Origin of the sequence: Salmonella sp. 741265055_HSA (assembly GCF_046569525.1) — a bacterium.
Classification (GTDB): domain Bacteria; phylum Pseudomonadota; class Gammaproteobacteria; order Enterobacterales; family Enterobacteriaceae; genus Salmonella; species Salmonella enterica.
Genome location: NZ_JBKFSQ010000018.1, coordinates 79683 through 96525 on the forward strand (window position 1 = coordinate 79683; position 16843 = coordinate 96525).

Sequence of the window (16843 nt, forward strand, 5' to 3'; positions counted from 1 at the left end):
GTCATGAGGTCGTTAGCTGATTTCGAATTTAACAATGCGCCGCTGTGTGATGGCATGATCCTGGCATCAGAGATGATTCGCCTGGATTTTCCCACGCAGTTTGTCTACGACGAACTGGAACGTCTGGTCAGTCTGGCGCAGGAAGAAATTAGCCAGCTCCTGTCTCAGGATGAGCAACTGGAAAAATTGCTGGCACTTTTTTACGGCGAGTGGGGGTTCACGGATTCCCGCGGCGTCTACCGTCTTTCTGATGCTTTATGGCTCGATAAAGTCCTGAAAAAACGCCAGGGGAGCGCGGTATCGTTGGGCGCTATTTTATTATGGATAGCAAACCGTCTTGATTTGCCGTTGGTGCCCGTTATCTTCCCAACGCAGTTGATTTTGCGTATTGAATCGCTGGAAGGGGAAATGTGGCTGATTAACCCGTTCAACGGTGAAACGCTTGATGAACATACTCTGGAAGTCTGGTTAAAAGGCAATATTAGTCCGGTCGCCGAGTTGTTTAACGAAGATTTGGACGAGGCGGATAACGCCGAAGTGATTCGTAAGCTACTGGATACGCTGAAATCCTCGCTGATGGAGGAACGGCAAATGGAGCTGGCGCTGCGCGTTAGCGAAGCATTGTTGCAATTTAACCCGGAAGATCCTTACGAAATCCGTGACCGCGGGTTGATCTACGCGCAGCTTGAGTGTGAACACGTTGCGCTGACTGATTTAAGCTACTTCGTTGAACAGTGTCCGGAAGACCCGATCAGCGAAATGATTCGTGCGCAGATCAACACCATTGCGCACAAGCAAATTGTTCTACATTAATTAACCGACATTTTACCTATAAGTGTAAGGCGATCCTATGAAACAAAAAGTGGTTAACATTGGCGACATTAAGGTGGCAAATGACCTGCCGTTTGTGCTGTTTGGCGGTATGAACGTGCTGGAGTCACGCGATCTGGCAATGCGCATTTGTGAGCACTACGTAACCGTTACCCAGAAGCTGGGTATTCCTTACGTGTTCAAGGCCTCTTTTGATAAAGCCAACCGTTCCTCTATTCACTCTTACCGCGGGCCGGGTCTGGAAGAAGGGATGAAAATCTTCCAGGAGCTCAAACAGACATTTGGCGTAAAAGTGATCACTGACGTCCATGAAGCCAGCCAGGCGCAGCCTGTTGCTGATGTGGTTGACGTGATTCAGCTTCCGGCGTTTCTGGCGCGCCAGACCGACCTGGTGGAAGCGATGGCGAAAACCGGCGCTGTGATTAACGTGAAAAAGCCGCAGTTCGTAAGCCCGGGTCAGATGGGCAATATCGTGGATAAGTTCCATGAGGGCGGTAACGATAAGGTGATTCTGTGCGATCGCGGCGCGAACTTCGGCTATGACAACCTGGTGGTGGATATGCTGGGCTTTAGCGTGATGAAAAAGGTCTCTGGCAACTCGCCGGTGATTTTCGACGTTACCCATGCGTTGCAATGCCGCGACCCATTTGGCGCCGCCTCGGGTGGTCGTCGTGGTCAGGTGACCGAGCTGGCGCGCGCCGGTATGGCTGTCGGTCTGGCGGGCCTGTTCCTGGAGTCGCATCCGGACCCGGCTAACGCGAAGTGCGACGGTCCTTCCGCGCTGCCGCTGGCGAAACTGGAGCAGTTCCTGACCCAGATAAAAGCGATTGATGATTTGGTGAAAAGCTTCGACGAGCTGGATACCGAGAACTGATTGCGGTTTTTAGCTTGTGTAGGCCGGATAAGATACTATCCGGCTTTTTTATATCAGGCAAAAATCGTCATCAGATAGGCGGCAAATAAAGCCAGATGCGCCGCGCCGTTTAGCACGTTGGTGCGTCCGGTAGAGAACGAAATATGGCACAGCACTAACGAGGCCACCATCACTACCATTTCCGGCGCGCCTAAACCAAACACCAGATCATTACCTGTCGCCCAGGCGATGAGCGTGACGACCGGCACGGTTAATGAAATCGTCGCCAACACCGATCCGAAGAACAGATTCATTGCCCGCTGAACCTGATTATTCAGTACCGCCTTCAGCGCACCCAGTCCTTCCGGCGAGAGAATTAACAGCGCGACCAGGAAACCGGTAAAGGCGACCGGCGCGTTCATGCTGGTCAGCAACGCCTCCAGCGGGCTGGCATTCATTTTGGTAACGGCAATGACCGCAATTAAATGAATGAGTAACCAGACCGTATGCCAGCCGCTACTGTGCGCGGAGGGTTTACCGTGGTGTGGATTGTCATCATCGCCTTCATCTTCATGTTCATAGATAAATAAGCTCTGATGCGTTTTGGTTTGAATCAATAAAAATACGCCGTACATCGCGGCGGAAATTAACGCGACCAATAATGCCTGACCGGTAGAGAAATTGGCTTGCGGCAATGCCATTGGAAAAACCAGCACAATAATCGCCAGCGGAAACAGCGCGATAAGATACTGCTTAATCCCAAATAAATTCATATATTGCGTTGCGAATTTACGCCCGCCCAACAACAACGAGAAACCGACCAGTCCCCCGGTGACAATCATAATAATAGAGTAGAGCGTATCGCGCATAAGCGTTGGCGCAGCATCGCCGGTAGCCATCAGCGCTGAAATTAAACTCACCTCAAGAATAACGACGGACAGGCTTAAAATAAGCGATCCGTAGGGTTCGCCGAGTCGGTGCGCTAATACATCGGCATGACGGACCACGCTAAATGCGCTGCTTAAAATACCAATAAGTGCAAGGATATTGATGCCAATAACCACTGGTAGTGACTGGCTGCTTCCCCAAAGGAACAGCACTACCAGCGCAAGAACCGGGAAAATAAGCGAAGTCTCCTTATGGCGGGTTTTCACCGCCTCACAGGCATGTGTCATGAGGGTCTCCCTTGTGCAGGTGTTAATATTTTGGAAAGAGTAAAGAAGGTAAAAATAGCAGAAATTTGTATTTTTTTAGTGGTTTTTTACGTAGTTTTACGGCGTAGACGATTTTTTTCTTTCAAGGTCAGTAAAACAAGCATCTTGTTTTAACAGTGTTTAAATAACAAAAAGTTAATTTCCGTAAAAAGCAAAAATCCTCCTCGACTGGCGTAATAACGCATTGTTTACCACACTTAATGTTTTCCCTGAAGACGGAGGCGCTGATGCCGTATAAAGCCAAAAGTGATTTACCCGATAATGTGCGGAATGTTCTTCCAGCCCATGCCCAGGAAATTTACAAAGAAGCGTTTAATAGCGCCTGGGAGCAATATAAAGATAAAGCCGATCGTCGTGATGACGCCAGTCGCGAGGAAACCGCACACAAAGTCGCCTGGGCGGCGGTTAAAAACGATTATGAAAAAGGCGAGGATGATAAATGGCATAAGAAAAAATAAACGCGGTATTACTCACGTGTTAGCCTGATTTTCTTGCCGGAAGTCTATCCTGACGCGGGAGCTTTTCCCGCGTACAGATTCAAAATGTCAGCACTTTGTCCGCCGCCAGCGTCCATTGCGCCAGCTCGACCAGCGTTCCGATTTCCACACCGTCAATCAGCGGCAGGGGAGTGATACCACGTCCGTCCGCACAGGTTTTGCATAATTTTACCGGTACGTTTTGCGCGGTCAGAATTTCCAGCATTTGCTGAATATTGTAGCCTTCGGCTGGTTTTTGACCGCGTAACCCTGCGGTTACGGCATCTGACATCAAAAACAGGCGTAAATCGAGATGGCTTTCCTGCTCGCGCAGCGCAATGGCCAGACGCAGGCTATTAAATAATGATTCGCTGCCGTAGGCGGCGCCGTTAGCGATAATGACGATATTTTGCATGAATAACCCTTCTCCTCGAGAAATTTTGTCGGCAATGGCGTTATGTTACCTCGGGAACCGGGTGCCGCCAAATGCGTGGATAAAATCCCGGGACGCTCTGCGGAAAAAAATAAGGATATTCCTGGAAGCACGAGAAAAGGCTGCAAAACCTGTCCGGACACGTTATGGTTTACTCTGATGCCATTCCTCTTATCTTTTGTTGTAGAAGTTGCCGACACGTTGAGCCGTATTGTTTTTCGTTCATTCTCACTCTCGCTTCTCTTGCTGGCTGCCAGCGGTACGATCCGTGCGCAGGCGCAAGACCCTTTCACGCAAAACCGTCTGCCGGATTTAGGCATGATGCCGGAATCCCACGAAGGGGAAAAGCATTTTGCCGAGATGGCCAAAGCGTTTGGCGAAGCCAGCATGAAAAATAACGATCTGGATACCGGTGAACAGGCGCGGCAATTCGCTTTCGGACAGGTACGCGATGTGGTCAGCGAGCAGGTTAACCAGCAGCTTGAAAGCTGGCTATCAGCCTGGGGCAGCGCCAGCGTGGATATTAACGTCGATAACGAAGGTCATTTTAACGGCAGTCGCGGAAGCTGGTTTATCCCTTTACAGGATAAACAGCGCTATCTGACCTGGAGCCAGCTTGGTCTTACGCAACAGACTGACGGTCTGGTAAGCAACGTTGGCATAGGACAGCGCTGGGCGCAGGATGGCTGGCTTCTTGGCTATAATACCTTTTACGATAATCTGCTGGATGAAAATCTGCAGCGCGCCGGCTTTGGCGCGGAGGCGTGGGGAGAATATTTGCGTTTATCCGCCAACTATTATCAGCCTTTTGCCGACTGGCAGACGCATACGGCGACCTTAGAACAGCGAATGGCGCGCGGGTATGATATCAACGCGCAAATGCGGCTGCCGTTTTACCAGCATATCAATACCAGCGTTAGTCTGGAGCAGTACTTTGGCGATAGCGTGGATCTGTTTGACTCCGGAACGGGGTATCACAATCCTGTCGCGTTAAAACTGGGTCTCAACTATACGCCAGTACCTTTGCTTACCGTGACCGCCCAGCATAAACAGGGCGAGAGCGGGGTCAGTCAAAATAACCTGGGGCTGACGCTTAACTACCGCTTCGGCGTGCCGCTCAAAAAGCAGCTTGCCGCCAGTGAAGTGGCGCAAAGCCAGTCATTACGCGGTAGCCGCTATGATACGCCGCAACGTAACTCGCTGCCGACAATGGAGTATCGGCAGCGTAAAACGTTAACGGTTTTTCTGGCGACGCCGCCCTGGGATCTTACGCCTGGTGAGACGGTTGCGTTAAAATTGCAGGTGCGCAGCGTGCACGGTATTCGTCATTTGAGCTGGCAGGGCGATACACAGGCATTAAGTTTGACGGCAGGAACGGACACCCGCAGTACCGAGGGCTGGACAATCATTATGCCGGCCTGGGATCACCGCGAAGGCGCGGCAAATCGCTGGCGTTTATCGGTGGTGGTTGAGGATGAAAAAGGTCAGCGTGTCTCTTCCAATGAGATCACGCTCGCGCTGACTGAACCGTTTATCACGATGCCGGACGATAATCCGCATTGGCAACCGTTCCAGGAGCAATAATTAAAAGATGCGTTCCTGATGCACCCAGACGGCGGCCTCCACGCGCGATTTCAGCTTCATTTTCTTGAGCATATGTTTCACGTGCACTTTGACCGTACTTTCGGTGATATCCAGACGTCGGGCAATCATCTTATTTGGCAATCCCTGCGCGATGAGCTTCAGAATATCGCGCTCACGCGGGGTGAGTTGCGTTACATCGCGATCGGTGGTGGCGCGGTTGGCCCGCAGGCTGGCCGCCAGTACCGGCGTTAACGCTTCACTTAATACCATTTCGCCGGCGGCGGCCTGTTGTAACGCTTTGAGCAAGTCCTCAGGCTCCATGTCTTTTAACAGATAACCGTCCGCGCCGCGCTTTAGCGCCGTGACGACATCTTCTTCATGGTTGGATACGCTGAAAACGACAATACGTCCTGACAGCGCTTTTTCGCGTAATTTATCCAGCGTTTCGAGACCATTCATTCCCGGCATATTCAAATCAAGGAGGATCAGATCGGGATCGAGCGATTCCGCCAGGTCAATACCCTGCTCACCGTTGCTGGCTTCTCCGACCACGCTGATATCGGGCGCCATACTCACAAGCTGCTTTACACCCGTGCGTAGCATCGGATGGTCGTCAATTAACAGGATGGTTGCCGGTTCCTGATTATTCATGGGTATCTCCCTGGGTTTCTGTGAAGTTTGTTTCTGGAATAAAAGTAACAGTGACCTCTGTTCCGCCAGTCTCGCGTCGGCGTACCTGGCAATCGCCGCGCAAACTTTGCGCTCGATCGCGCATGATGATCATGCCGTAGTGATTACTGCGTTCGGCGTTTTCCGGGACGCCGCAGCCATTATCCTGCACTTTTAGTTTGACCTGTTTGCCACATTGCGTCACTGTCACCACCACATCGTCGGCATGAGAGTGTTTAAGGGCGTTGCTGAGGGCTTCCCTGGCAATTTGCAACAGGTGTATCGCCTGGTGTGAAGGCACCAGGCGGGGGGGAAGCTGATAATCCAGTTTTACCGTAAAGCCAAACCGGGCGCTGAACTCCTGGCAGCTTGCCTCCAACGCCGGACGTAGCCCGGGTTCCGTCAACTGTAACCGGAAAGTGGTTAACAGTTCGCGCAGTTGCGCCCAGGAGCAGTTCAGCTCATTGCGAATTTGGCTGAGTAACTCACGGCTGCTTTCCGGTAACACGTCGCCCTGCATTTGCAGGCAGCTCACCTGCATCTTCATACAAGAGAGCGACTGGGCAATAGAATCATGCAGTTCGCGGGCAATGGTGGCACGCTCTTCCATGACAATCAACTGCTGCTGGCGCTCCTGATGCCTGTCGAGCGCCAGAGTCGCGGTAAGCTGTTCAACCAGCGTGTCCACCAACTGTTGCTGATCGTGGCTGAGATGGCGTCCATAGGGCAGCGTCGCCAGCAAAATACCGTATTGGGTGTGAGCATCGGTGAGCCGCCATTTTAAAGTGGTGCCGCCGTTAATCATCGGCAGGGCGCTACGTGGGCAAAGGTGGCAGCCTTTATCATCGCAACTGATGTCCGACTGACAAGTAAATTCCTGGTGATTATCTTCATCTTCCAGGTCATAGACTCGCAGCTCAATATCATGCAACTGGGTTAAATTTTGCAGGCCATTCAGTACCGGTGAAAGACGCTCACATAGCGGAGCCTGTGAATGCAGTCGGCGGTTGGCTTGCCACAAAAACGAGAGAATCTGGTTTTTATGTTCCAGACCGGCTGTTTTTTCCTGTACGCGCTGTTCCAGTACCGCATAACTTTCGGCCAGCTCTTCAGACATGTTATTGAGCGCAGAACCCAACGCGGCCATCTCATTGCGTCCACTGATATTGGCACGTTGGGTAAAGTCGCGCTGACTGACGGCGCGCGCCATTGATAATAACTGTTTCCAGGGCTGCAAAAGGCGAACACGTAGCCAGATAATCGTAAATACCAGCAATAGCGCCATAAAGATCGCCATTACCCGGTGAACTAATACCACGCGTTCGATACGCAATTCAGTAGTATGGTCGAACGACGTCACCAGGCGATCCAGGCCCGCCACAAAGCGCGTGACATCTTCTGCGACCGCGTGCGCGTTTTGCGCGTGCTGTAGCCCTGGCGAGAGTTCGTTATGCCAGTAATCCTGCAACGCTTTAAGCTGCTTCTGCTGCCCGTCTCGCTCAGCGGCGCGGGTCAGTTCAGGGCTGAATGCCGTTTGCTCCATCTCATCCAGCAGCTTTTGATCTTTAGCATCCAGCGGGACAGCGGCCAGTAGTCGATAGCTTTGCATACGCAATGAGCCCGCTTTATTAATCGCATGAGCGCTACCCTGCACGCCCTGAACCAGCCAGCCGGAAACCGCCATCCCCGCCACGCCGATAGCGGTAGAGAGCATGACAATCAGCGCCAGTTGGTTAACCAGCGTAAGAGGAGAGAAACACCGTTTAAACATGTTACCTTCTTTCTTCGGGGTAATGTCGCCGAAAAAACGTAGCAAAAAAGGGGCGTCAATCGGCTGTGCCGCTATTCTCAACGATACAGCGGAGTATACCCATACCTATAACGAGTTACTCCTTAATTGCCGCCGTAGAGAGGTATCTGCGACGGGAAGGAGTAGACAGACACAGCATGGTGAAAAACCACAGCTTTTTTACCAAAATAGCCTACTCATTAAGGATAATAACGCTTTTTAGTCGCCGGTGATGACGACTTTTCCTTTGATTTATATCAACTTACCTTCGGCAGTAAACCCTAATGTGGCAGACATCAAATCAAGAATCAGAGGTGTCTATGAGTCACTCATCCGCCCCGGAAAGGGCAACTGGCGCTGTTATCACGGAATGGCGTCCGGAAGATCCGGCGTTCTGGCAGCAGCGCGGCCATCGTGTCGCCAGCCGTAATTTGTGGATTTCTGTCCCGTGTTTACTGCTGGCGTTTTGCGTCTGGATGCTATTTAGCGCAGTGGCGGTAAACCTGCCGAAAGTGGGATTTAATTTTACGACCGATCAGCTCTTTATGTTGACTGCGCTGCCATCTGTTTCCGGCGCGCTGCTACGGGTGCCTTACTCCTTTATGGTGCCGCTATTTGGCGGACGTCGCTGGACAGCGTTCAGTACCGGTATCCTCATCGTGCCTTGCGTATGGTTAGGCTTTGCCGTTCAGGATACCAGTACGCCATTTAGCACTTTCATTATTATTTCCTTGCTGTGTGGTTTTGCCGGCGCGAACTTTGCCTCCAGTATGGCGAATATCAGCTTTTTCTTTCCTAAACAAAAGCAGGGTAGCGCGCTGGGTCTGAACGGCGGTCTGGGTAATATGGGCGTGAGCGTGATGCAGCTGGTTGCGCCGCTGGTGGTTTCGCTCTCTATCTTTGCCGCCTTTGGCAGCAACGGTGTAGAGCAGCCGGACGGTTCTCAGCTCTATCTGGCGAACGCGGCCTGGATTTGGGTGCCTTTCCTGGCCATTTTTACGCTGGCGGCGTGGTTCGGCATGAACGAACTGGCGACATCTAAGGCCTCGCTAAAAGAGCAACTGCCGGTGCTCAAACGTGGTCATCTGTGGATCATGAGTCTGCTATATCTGGCGACCTTCGGATCGTTTATCGGTTTCTCCGCGGGGTTCGCTATGCTGTCTAAAACGCAATTCCCGGATGTGCAGATCCTGCATTATGCGTTTTTCGGTCCGTTTATCGGCGCGCTGGCGCGTTCGGCAGGCGGCGCAATTTCTGACCGTCTGGGGGGGACTCGCGTCACGCTTATCAACTTTGTCCTGATGGCGATTTTCAGCGGTCTGCTGTTCCTGACATTACCTACTGGCGGCGTTGGCGGTAGCTTTATCGCGTTCTACGGGGTATTTCTGGCGCTGTTCCTGACGGCGGGGTTGGGGAGTGGTTCTACCTTCCAGATGATCTCCGTTATCTTCCGTAAACTGACGATGGACCGGGTAAAAGCGGAAGGCGGGTCGGAAGAAAGAGCCATGCGTGAAGCGGCGACCGATACGGCGGCGGCGCTGGGCTTTATTTCCGCGATTGGCGCGATTGGCGGCTTTTTTATTCCGAAAGCGTTTGGTTCATCTTTAGCATTAACCGGTTCGCCAGTCGGCGCGATGAAAGTCTTTCTTATTTTCTATATCGCCTGCGTCGTTATTACCTGGGCGGTATATGGACGTCATTCTAAAAATAAAAAGTAACTTTTGATTATCCTTTGCGCGGCGTTAGACCGCGCTTTTTTTTACCTGCATTTAGTTACAACATACTTATAGTCAAAAAGAGAGACGCGACAGGGCTAACCACGCACATCTTTATCGGTCATTCAGGGGGATACCCCTTAATACCCACTTGTTGAAAATTTAACATTCACGTTGTGCGTAAATTTAATTTTATGTATTTAAATCAGTAAGATATATAAATAAAACTCCTCCTCCAAAAGGAGTATGCAGGAGGTTTGCGCGCCATTTGCATCCCTGTCCGCCTTGATCGTTATCAATTCTCACGCCCATTCAGCGCGTTACCTTCGCCCTTAGTTAAGCAATGTCGATTTATCAGAGAGCCGTGAGGCTCCACACAGGAGAAACCCGATGAGTAAATTCCTGGACCGGTTTCGCTACTTCAAGCAGAAGGGCGAAACCTTTGCCGATGGGCACGGCCAGCTTCTCGAAACAAACCGGGACTGGGAGGACGGATACCGCCAACGTTGGCAGCATGACAAAATTGTGCGCTCAACCCATGGGGTGAACTGCACCGGTTCTTGTAGCTGGAAAATTTATGTCAAAAATGGTCTGGTGACCTGGGAAACACAGCAAACCGATTACCCGCGCACCCGTCCTGATATGCCAAACCATGAACCTCGCGGCTGCCCGCGCGGCGCAAGCTACTCCTGGTATCTCTACAGCGCTAACCGACTGAAATATCCGCTGATGCGCAAACGTCTGATGAAGATGTGGCGCGAGGCGAAAAAACTAAATCGCGATCCGGTAGAGGCATGGGCCTCCATCATTGAAGATGCCGATAAAGCCAAAAGCTTCAAACAGGCGCGTGGTCGTGGCGGCTTTGTTCGCTCCTCATGGCAGGAAGTGAACGAGCTGATCGCCGCCTCCAACGTGTACACTGTGAAAACCTATGGCCCTGACCGCGTCGCGGGCTTCTCACCCATCCCGGCGATGTCGATGGTCTCCTACGCTTCCGGCGCACGTTATCTTTCGCTGATTGGCGGCACCTGCCTGAGCTTTTACGACTGGTACTGCGACCTGCCGCCAGCCTCCCCGCAAACCTGGGGCGAGCAGACCGACGTGCCGGAATCCGCTGACTGGTACAACTCCAGCTATATTATCGCCTGGGGCTCTAACGTGCCGCAAACCCGTACGCCGGACGCCCACTTCTTTACCGAAGTACGTTACAAAGGCACTAAAACCGTCGCGGTGACGCCGGACTATGCTGAAATCGCCAAACTGTGCGATCTGTGGCTGGCGCCGAAGCAGGGGACTGATGCGGCGATGGCGCTGGCGATGGGCCACGTCATGCTGCGCGAATTCCACCTCGACAACCCGCGCCAGTACTTCACCGATTATGTCCGCCGCTATACCGACATGCCAATGCTGGTGATGCTTGAAGAGCGTGATGGTTATTATGCCGCAGGTCGTATGCTGCGCGCTGCCGATCTCGTTGATTCGCTGGGGCAGGAAAATAACCCGGAATGGAAAACCGTCGCTATCAACAGCAACGGTGAAATGGTGGCGCCAAATGGCTCCATCGGCTTCCGCTGGGGTGAAAAAGGCAAATGGAACCTCGAACAGCGCGACGGGACTACCGGTGCAGAAACTGAATTGCAGCTCAGCTTGCTGGGCAGCCAGGATGAGATTGCTGACGTGGGCTTCCCGTATTTCGGCGGCGAAGGTTCAGAGTACTTTAATCATGTGGCGCTGGATAACGTCCTGCTGCATAAACTGCCGGCAAAACGTCTGCAACTGGCCGATGGTTCTACCGCGTTAGTCACCACCGTGTATGACCTGACTATGGCGAACTATGGTCTGGAACGCGGCCTGAACGATGAAAATTGTGCCGCCAGTTATGACGATACCAAAGCATATACGCCAGCATGGGCCGAGCAGATCACCGGCGTGCCGCGGGCGCAGATCATCCGTATCGCACGGGAGTTCGCCGATAACGCGGACAAAACGCACGGGCGTTCAATGATTATCGTTGGCGCCGGTCTGAACCACTGGTATCACCTCGATATGAACTATCGCGGGCTGATTAATATGTTGGTGTTCTGTGGTTGCGTTGGTCAGAGCGGCGGCGGCTGGGCGCACTACGTCGGCCAGGAAAAACTGCGTCCGCAGACCGGCTGGCAGCCGCTGGCGTTTGCCCTTGACTGGCAGCGTCCGGCGCGTCACATGAACAGCACCTCTTACTTCTATAACCACTCCAGCCAGTGGCGCTACGAGACGGTGACCGCCGAGGAGTTACTGTCGCCTATGGCGGACAAATCCCGCTATAGCGGGCATCTGATTGACTTCAATGTGCGCGCCGAGCGTATGGGCTGGTTGCCGTCGGCACCGCAGTTAGGCACCAACCCGCTGTACATTGCGCGTGAAGCGGAAAAAGCCGGTATGACGCCGGTAGATTATACCGTCAAATCCCTGAAAGAGGGTTCGATTCGCTTTGCCGTCGAGCAGCCGGAAAACGGTAAAAACCACCCGCGTAACCTGTTCATCTGGCGTTCTAACCTGCTTGGGTCTTCCGGTAAGGGCCATGAGTACATGCTGAAATATCTGCTGGGTACTGAGCATGGTATTCAGGGGCTGGATCTGGGTAAACAGGGCGGTGTGAAGCCGGAAGAAGTGGAGTGGCGTGACAATGGCCTGGACGGCAAACTGGATCTGGTGGTGACGCTGGACTTCCGCCTGTCGAGCACCTGCCTGTACTCCGATATCGTACTGCCGACGGCGACCTGGTATGAAAAAGACGATATGAATACCTCGGATATGCATCCGTTTATTCATCCGCTGTCTGCCGCCGTAGATCCGGCCTGGGAATCGAAAAGCGACTGGGAAATCTACAAAGGCATTGCGAAGAAATTCTCCGAAGTCTGTATAGGCCACTTGGGTAAAGAGACTGACGTCGTGACGCTGCCGATCCAGCACGATTCTGCCGCTGAACTGGCGCAGCCGCTGGACGTGAAAGACTGGAAAAAAGGCGAATGCGATCTGATTCCAGGAAAAACCGCGCCGCACATCATGACCGTCGAGCGCGATTACCCGGCGACTTACGAACGCTTTACCTCTATCGGCCCGCTGATGGAGAAAATCGGCAACGGCGGGAAAGGGATTGCCTGGAACACGCAGAGCGAAATGGACTTGCTGCGTAAGCTCAATTACACCAAAGCGGACGGTCCGGCGAAAGGCCAGCCGATGCTCAACACGGCGATTGACGCGGCAGAGATGATCCTGACCTTAGCGCCGGAAACCAACGGTCAGGTGGCGGTGAAAGCCTGGGCGGCGCTGAGCGAGTTTACCGGTCGCGACCATACGCATCTGGCAACCAATAAAGAAGAAGAGAAAATCCGCTTCCGCGATATTCAGGCCCAGCCGCGCAAAATTATCTCCAGCCCGACCTGGTCTGGTCTGGAGGATGAGCACGTTTCTTATAACGCCGGTTATACCAACGTTCACGAGCTGATCCCGTGGCGTACGCTGTCTGGTCGCCAACAGTTGTATCAGGATCACCAGTGGATGCGCGACTTCGGCGAAAGTTTGCTGGTGTATCGCCCACCGATCGATACCCGCTCGGTGAAAGCGGTGATGGGGCGTAAATCCAACGGTAATCCGGAGAAGGCGCTCAACTTCCTGACGCCGCACCAGAAATGGGGTATCCACTCGACCTACAGCGATAACCTGTTGATGCTGACCTTGTCGCGTGGCGGCCCGATTGTATGGATGAGCGAAACCGACGCCAAAGAGCTGGGCATTGAAGATAACGATTGGATCGAAGTCTTCAACAGCAACGGCGCATTGACCGCACGCGCAGTGGTCAGCCAGCGTGTACCGGCGGGTATGACCATGATGTACCACGCGCAGGAACGTATCGTAAACCTGCCGGGGTCGGAAATTACCCAGCAGCGCGGCGGTATTCATAACTCGGTGACGCGCATTACGCCGAAACCGACCCATATGATCGGCGGCTATGCGCAGTTAGCCTACGGCTTTAACTACTACGGTACCGTCGGCTCCAACCGCGATGAGTTTGTGGTGGTACGTAAGATGAAGAACATTAACTGGTTGGATGGCGAAGGCAATGACCAGGTACAGGAGAGCGTAAAATGAAAATTCGTTCACAAGTCGGCATGGTGCTGAATCTCGATAAGTGCATCGGCTGTCATACCTGTTCAGTCACCTGTAAAAACGTCTGGACCAGTCGCGAAGGTATGGAGTACGCGTGGTTCAACAACGTAGAAAGTAAGCCTGGCGTTGGTTTTCCGAATGACTGGGAAAATCAGGAAAAATGGAAGGGCGGTTGGATCCGTAAAATCAACGGCAAACTGCAGCCGCGCATGGGCAACCGGGCGCTGCTGCTGGGTAAAATCTTCGCTAACCCGCATCTGCCGGGCATCGACGACTACTACGAGCCGTTTGATTTCGACTATCAGAATCTGCACACCGCGCCGGAAGGCAGCAAAGCGCAGCCGATTGCCCGTCCACGCTCGCTGATTACCGGCCAGCGGATGGACAAAATTACCAGCGGGCCAAACTGGGAAGAGATTCTGGGCGGCGAGTTCGAAAAACGCGCTAAAGACCAGAACTTCGAAAACATGCAGAAGGCGATGTACGGCCAGTTCGAAAACACCTTCATGATGTATCTGCCACGCCTGTGCGAGCACTGTCTCAACCCGGCGTGCGTGGCGACCTGCCCGAGCGGCGCGATTTATAAGCGTGAAGAAGATGGCATCGTGCTGATCGACCAGGACAAGTGCCGCGGCTGGCGGATGTGCATCACCGGTTGTCCGTACAAGAAAATTTACTTCAACTGGAAGAGCGGCAAGTCCGAGAAGTGCATCTTCTGCTACCCGCGTATCGAAGCCGGTCAGCCGACCGTTTGCTCCGAAACCTGCGTGGGCCGTATCCGTTATCTCGGCGTACTACTGTATGACGCAGATGCCATTGAAAGCGCCGCCAGTACGGAAAACGAAAAAGATCTGTACCAGCGTCAACTGGACGTGTTCCTCGATCCAAACGATCCGGCTGTCATTGAGCAGGCGCTGAAGGACGGCGTGCCGCAGAGCGTGATCGATGCGGCGCAGCAATCGCCAGTGTACAAAATGGCGATGGACTGGAAGCTGGCGCTGCCGCTGCATCCGGAATACCGCACGCTGCCGATGGTCTGGTACGTACCGCCTTTGTCACCGATTCAGTCTGCCGCCGACGCGGGTGAACTGGGCAGCAACGGTATTCTGCCGGATGTAGACAGTCTGCGTATCCCGGTGCAGTACCTGGCGAACCTGTTGACCGCTGGCGACACCCAGCCGGTACTGTTGGCGCTGAAACGGATGCTGGCGATGCGTCACTACAAACGTGCGGAAACCGTAGACGGTAAAGTGGATACCCGCGCGCTGGAAGAGGTGGGTTTAAGCGAAGCCCAGGCGCAGGAAATGTATCGTTACCTGGCAATTGCTAATTATGAAGATCGCTTTGTGGTGCCGAGCAGCCATCGTGAACTGGCGCGTGACGCATTCCCGGAGAAAAGCGGTTGTGGCTTTACCTTCGGCGATGGTTGCCACGGGTCTGATACCAAATTCAATCTGTTCAACAGCCGCCGCATCGACGCTGTTGATGTGACCAGCAAAACGGAGCCGCACGCATGATTGAACTCGTCATTGTTTCGCGTCTGCTCGAGTACCCGGATGCTGCCCTGTGGCAGCATCAGCAGGAGCTGTTCGATGCGCTCGCGTCATCTGAGAACCTGGATAAAGAGGATGCCCAGACTCTGGGCGTTTTCCTGCGCGATTTAACCGCGCAGGACATGCTGGATGTACAGGCCGCCTACAGTGAACTGTTTGACCGCGGTCGCGCCACATCGCTGCTGCTGTTTGAACATGTTCACGGGGAATCCCGTGACCGCGGTCAGGCGATGGTTGACCTGATGGCACAGTATGAGCAGCACGGTTTGCAGCTCGACAGCCGCGAACTTCCCGATCATCTGCCGCTGTATCTGGAATACCTTGCGCAGTTGCCGAAAAGCGAAGCGTTAGGGGGTTTACAGGATATCGCGCCGATTCTGGCGCTGCTCAGCGCACGTTTGCAACAGCGTGACAGCCGTTATGCGGTGCTGTTCGATCTGCTGTTAAAACTGGCGAATACCGTTATCGATAGCGGTAAAGTGGCTGAAAAAATTGCGAATGAAGCACGTGATGATACCCCACAGGCGTTGGATGCGGTCTGGGAAGAAGAGCAGGTGAAATTCTTCGCCGATCAGGGGTGTGGCGAGTCGGAAATCTCCGCTCACCAGCGTCGTTTTGCCGGGGCCGTGGCGCCGCAATATCTGAATATCACCACCGGAGGACAGCACTAATGCACTTCCTGAATATGTTCTTCTTTGATATCTACCCGTACATTGCCGGATCGGTATTTCTGATCGGTAGCTGGTTACGTTACGACTACGGCCAGTACACCTGGCGGGCGGCTTCCAGTCAGATGCTGGATCGCAAGGGAATGAACCTGGCGTCAAACCTGTTCCACATTGGGATTCTGGGCATTTTCGCCGGTCACTTCCTGGGCATGTTAACGCCGCACTGGATGTATGAAGCTTTTCTGCCGGTCGACGTGAAGCAGAAGATGGCGATGATTGCCGGCGGCGCCTGCGGCGTGCTGACACTGGTTGGCGGTATTTTACTGCTCAAGCGTCGCCTGTTTAGCCCACGTGTCCGCGCCACCACTACCGGCGCAGATATTTTGATTCTCTCATTGCTGGTGATTCAGTGCGCGCTGGGCCTGTTGACCATTCCGTTCTCCGCCCAGCATATGGACGGGAGTGAAATGATGAAGCTGGTCGGGTGGGCGCAGTCAGTTGTGACCTTCCACGGTGGCGCATCCGCACATCTGGACGGTGTGGCCTTTATCTTCCGTATGCACCTGGTACTGGGGATGACGCTGTTCCTGTTATTCCCATTCTCGCGCCTGGTGCATATCTGGAGCGTGCCGGTCGAGTACCTGACCCGCAAATACCAGATTGTACGTGCGCGTCACTGATTTTCTCTCGATGCCCTAAACTCCGCTTCGGCGGAGTTTTTTTATGGCTGTTTGCCGGATGGCGGCATAAATGCCTTATCCGGCCTACGCAGGCGTCAACTCTCCTGTAGGCCTGATAAGCGCAGCGCATCAGGCATATTGCGGGCAAGTATCGAGGGCAGAATATAGGACATTAAGAGCCTATCCCATTAGGGCTATTTTACTTGCCATTTTGGACCTGGGCAGT

Annotated in this window: 13 protein-coding genes; 9 read left to right on the forward strand and 4 right to left on the reverse strand. The window is 53.3% G+C overall.

Features of this window, described 5'->3' with window-relative positions; translation table 11 throughout:
• Positions 1-3: 3 nt before the first annotated feature.
• Both sirB1 and kdsA read left to right on the forward strand, forming a co-directional pair.
• Positions 4-813, forward strand: coding sequence for an invasion regulator SirB1 (gene sirB1, locus ACLD4K_RS12095; protein ID WP_001257065.1), 810 nt, complete (start codon positions 4-6; stop codon positions 811-813).
• A gap of 37 nt (positions 814-850) precedes the next feature.
• On the forward strand, positions 851-1705 hold the full coding sequence (gene kdsA, locus ACLD4K_RS12100; RefSeq protein WP_000811046.1) for a 3-deoxy-8-phosphooctulonate synthase: 855 nt from the start codon (positions 851-853) through the stop codon (positions 1703-1705).
• A gap of 53 nt (positions 1706-1758) precedes the next feature.
• On the opposite strand, the gene chaA is transcribed toward kdsA, so the two are convergent.
• Positions 1759-2859 carry a sodium-potassium/proton antiporter ChaA gene (gene chaA, locus ACLD4K_RS12105; RefSeq protein WP_000148418.1) on the reverse strand — a complete coding sequence of 367 codons (1101 nt, stop codon included), beginning with the start codon at positions 2857-2859 and terminating at the stop codon, positions 1759-1761.
• Between the two features lie 266 nt (positions 2860-3125).
• Between chaA and chaB the strand changes: the two genes are divergently transcribed.
• Positions 3126-3356 (forward strand): putative cation transport regulator ChaB, encoded by a 231-nt coding sequence (gene chaB / locus ACLD4K_RS12110; RefSeq protein WP_023176685.1) that lies wholly within the window; start codon positions 3126-3128, stop codon positions 3354-3356.
• A gap of 79 nt (positions 3357-3435) precedes the next feature.
• On the opposite strand, the gene ACLD4K_RS12115 is transcribed toward chaB, so the two are convergent.
• Positions 3436-3789 (reverse strand): DsrE/DsrF/TusD sulfur relay family protein, encoded by a 354-nt coding sequence (locus ACLD4K_RS12115; protein ID WP_001179794.1) that lies wholly within the window; start codon positions 3787-3789, stop codon positions 3436-3438.
• Positions 3790-3966: 177 nt separating this feature from the next.
• Here ACLD4K_RS12115 and ACLD4K_RS12120 point away from each other — a divergent pair, with 177 nt between their 5' ends.
• Positions 3967-5391 (forward strand): YchO/YchP family invasin, encoded by a 1425-nt coding sequence (locus ACLD4K_RS12120; protein WP_080079130.1) that lies wholly within the window; start codon positions 3967-3969, stop codon positions 5389-5391.
• Here the strand turns inward: ACLD4K_RS12120 and narL are convergent, their stop codons facing one another.
• On the reverse strand, positions 5392-6042 hold the full coding sequence (gene narL / locus ACLD4K_RS12125) for a two-component system response regulator NarL (protein WP_001064598.1): 651 nt from the start codon (positions 6040-6042) through the stop codon (positions 5392-5394). It abuts the gene before it with no gap.
• A complete protein-coding gene (gene narX, locus ACLD4K_RS12130; RefSeq protein ID WP_080108496.1) occupies positions 6035-7831 on the reverse strand; it encodes a nitrate/nitrite two-component system sensor histidine kinase NarX in 1797 nt (598 codons plus the stop codon). The genes narL and narX overlap by 8 nt, the downstream gene beginning before the upstream one ends.
• 338 nt (positions 7832-8169) lie before the next feature.
• Here narX and narK point away from each other — a divergent pair, with 338 nt between their 5' ends.
• The 5 genes from narK to narI all read left to right on the forward strand — a co-directional run bounded on the left by narK (position 8170) and on the right by narI (position 16617).
• Positions 8170-9567 (forward strand): nitrate transporter NarK, encoded by a 1398-nt coding sequence (gene narK, locus ACLD4K_RS12135; RefSeq protein WP_411011924.1) that lies wholly within the window; start codon positions 8170-8172, stop codon positions 9565-9567.
• A gap of 387 nt (positions 9568-9954) precedes the next feature.
• A complete protein-coding gene (locus tag ACLD4K_RS12140) occupies positions 9955-13698 on the forward strand; it encodes a nitrate reductase subunit alpha (RefSeq protein ID WP_411011925.1) in 3744 nt (1247 codons plus the stop codon).
• The gene (gene narH / locus ACLD4K_RS12145) at positions 13695-15233 is read left to right on the forward strand and encodes a nitrate reductase subunit beta (protein WP_000702614.1); all 1539 of its coding nucleotides are present in this window, start codon (positions 13695-13697) and stop codon (positions 15231-15233) included. The genes ACLD4K_RS12140 and narH overlap by 4 nt, the downstream gene beginning before the upstream one ends.
• Positions 15230-15940: a nitrate reductase molybdenum cofactor assembly chaperone gene (gene narJ / locus ACLD4K_RS12150; protein ID WP_094897214.1), complete on the forward strand. Its 711-nt coding sequence runs from the start codon at positions 15230-15232 to the stop codon at positions 15938-15940. The genes narH and narJ overlap by 4 nt, the downstream gene beginning before the upstream one ends.
• On the forward strand, positions 15940-16617 hold the full coding sequence (narI, locus tag ACLD4K_RS12155; protein ID WP_000545594.1) for a respiratory nitrate reductase subunit gamma: 678 nt from the start codon (positions 15940-15942) through the stop codon (positions 16615-16617). Before narJ ends, narI begins: the two co-directional genes overlap by 1 nt.
• Positions 16618-16843 lie beyond the last annotated feature (226 nt).

What these genes read in the sequence shown, in the direction of transcription:
- sirB1 (WP_001257065.1), top strand. Translation starts at nt 4, where the DNA reads ATGAGGTCGTTAGCTGATTTCGAATTTAACAATGCGCCGCTGTGTGAT.
- narH (WP_000702614.1), top strand. Translation starts at nt 13,695, where the DNA reads ATGAAAATTCGTTCACAAGTCGGCATGGTGCTGAATCTCGATAAGTGC.
- chaB (WP_023176685.1), top strand. Translation starts at nt 3,126, where the DNA reads ATGCCGTATAAAGCCAAAAGTGATTTACCCGATAATGTGCGGAATGTT.
- chaA (WP_000148418.1), bottom strand. Translation starts at nt 2,859, where the DNA reads ATGACACATGCCTGTGAGGCGGTGAAAACCCGCCATAAGGAGACTTCG.
- narL (WP_001064598.1), bottom strand. Translation starts at nt 6,042, where the DNA reads ATGAATAATCAGGAACCGGCAACCATCCTGTTAATTGACGACCATCCG.
- ACLD4K_RS12115 (WP_001179794.1), bottom strand. Translation starts at nt 3,789, where the DNA reads ATGCAAAATATCGTCATTATCGCTAACGGCGCCGCCTACGGCAGCGAA.
- ACLD4K_RS12140 (WP_411011925.1), top strand. Translation starts at nt 9,955, where the DNA reads ATGAGTAAATTCCTGGACCGGTTTCGCTACTTCAAGCAGAAGGGCGAA.
- kdsA (WP_000811046.1), top strand. Translation starts at nt 851, where the DNA reads ATGAAACAAAAAGTGGTTAACATTGGCGACATTAAGGTGGCAAATGAC.
- narX (WP_080108496.1), bottom strand. Translation starts at nt 7,831, where the DNA reads ATGTTTAAACGGTGTTTCTCTCCTCTTACGCTGGTTAACCAACTGGCG.
- ACLD4K_RS12120 (WP_080079130.1), top strand. Translation starts at nt 3,967, where the DNA reads ATGCCATTCCTCTTATCTTTTGTTGTAGAAGTTGCCGACACGTTGAGC.
- narK (WP_411011924.1), top strand. Translation starts at nt 8,170, where the DNA reads ATGAGTCACTCATCCGCCCCGGAAAGGGCAACTGGCGCTGTTATCACG.
- narJ (WP_094897214.1), top strand. Translation starts at nt 15,230, where the DNA reads ATGATTGAACTCGTCATTGTTTCGCGTCTGCTCGAGTACCCGGATGCT.
- narI (WP_000545594.1), top strand. Translation starts at nt 15,940, where the DNA reads ATGCACTTCCTGAATATGTTCTTCTTTGATATCTACCCGTACATTGCC.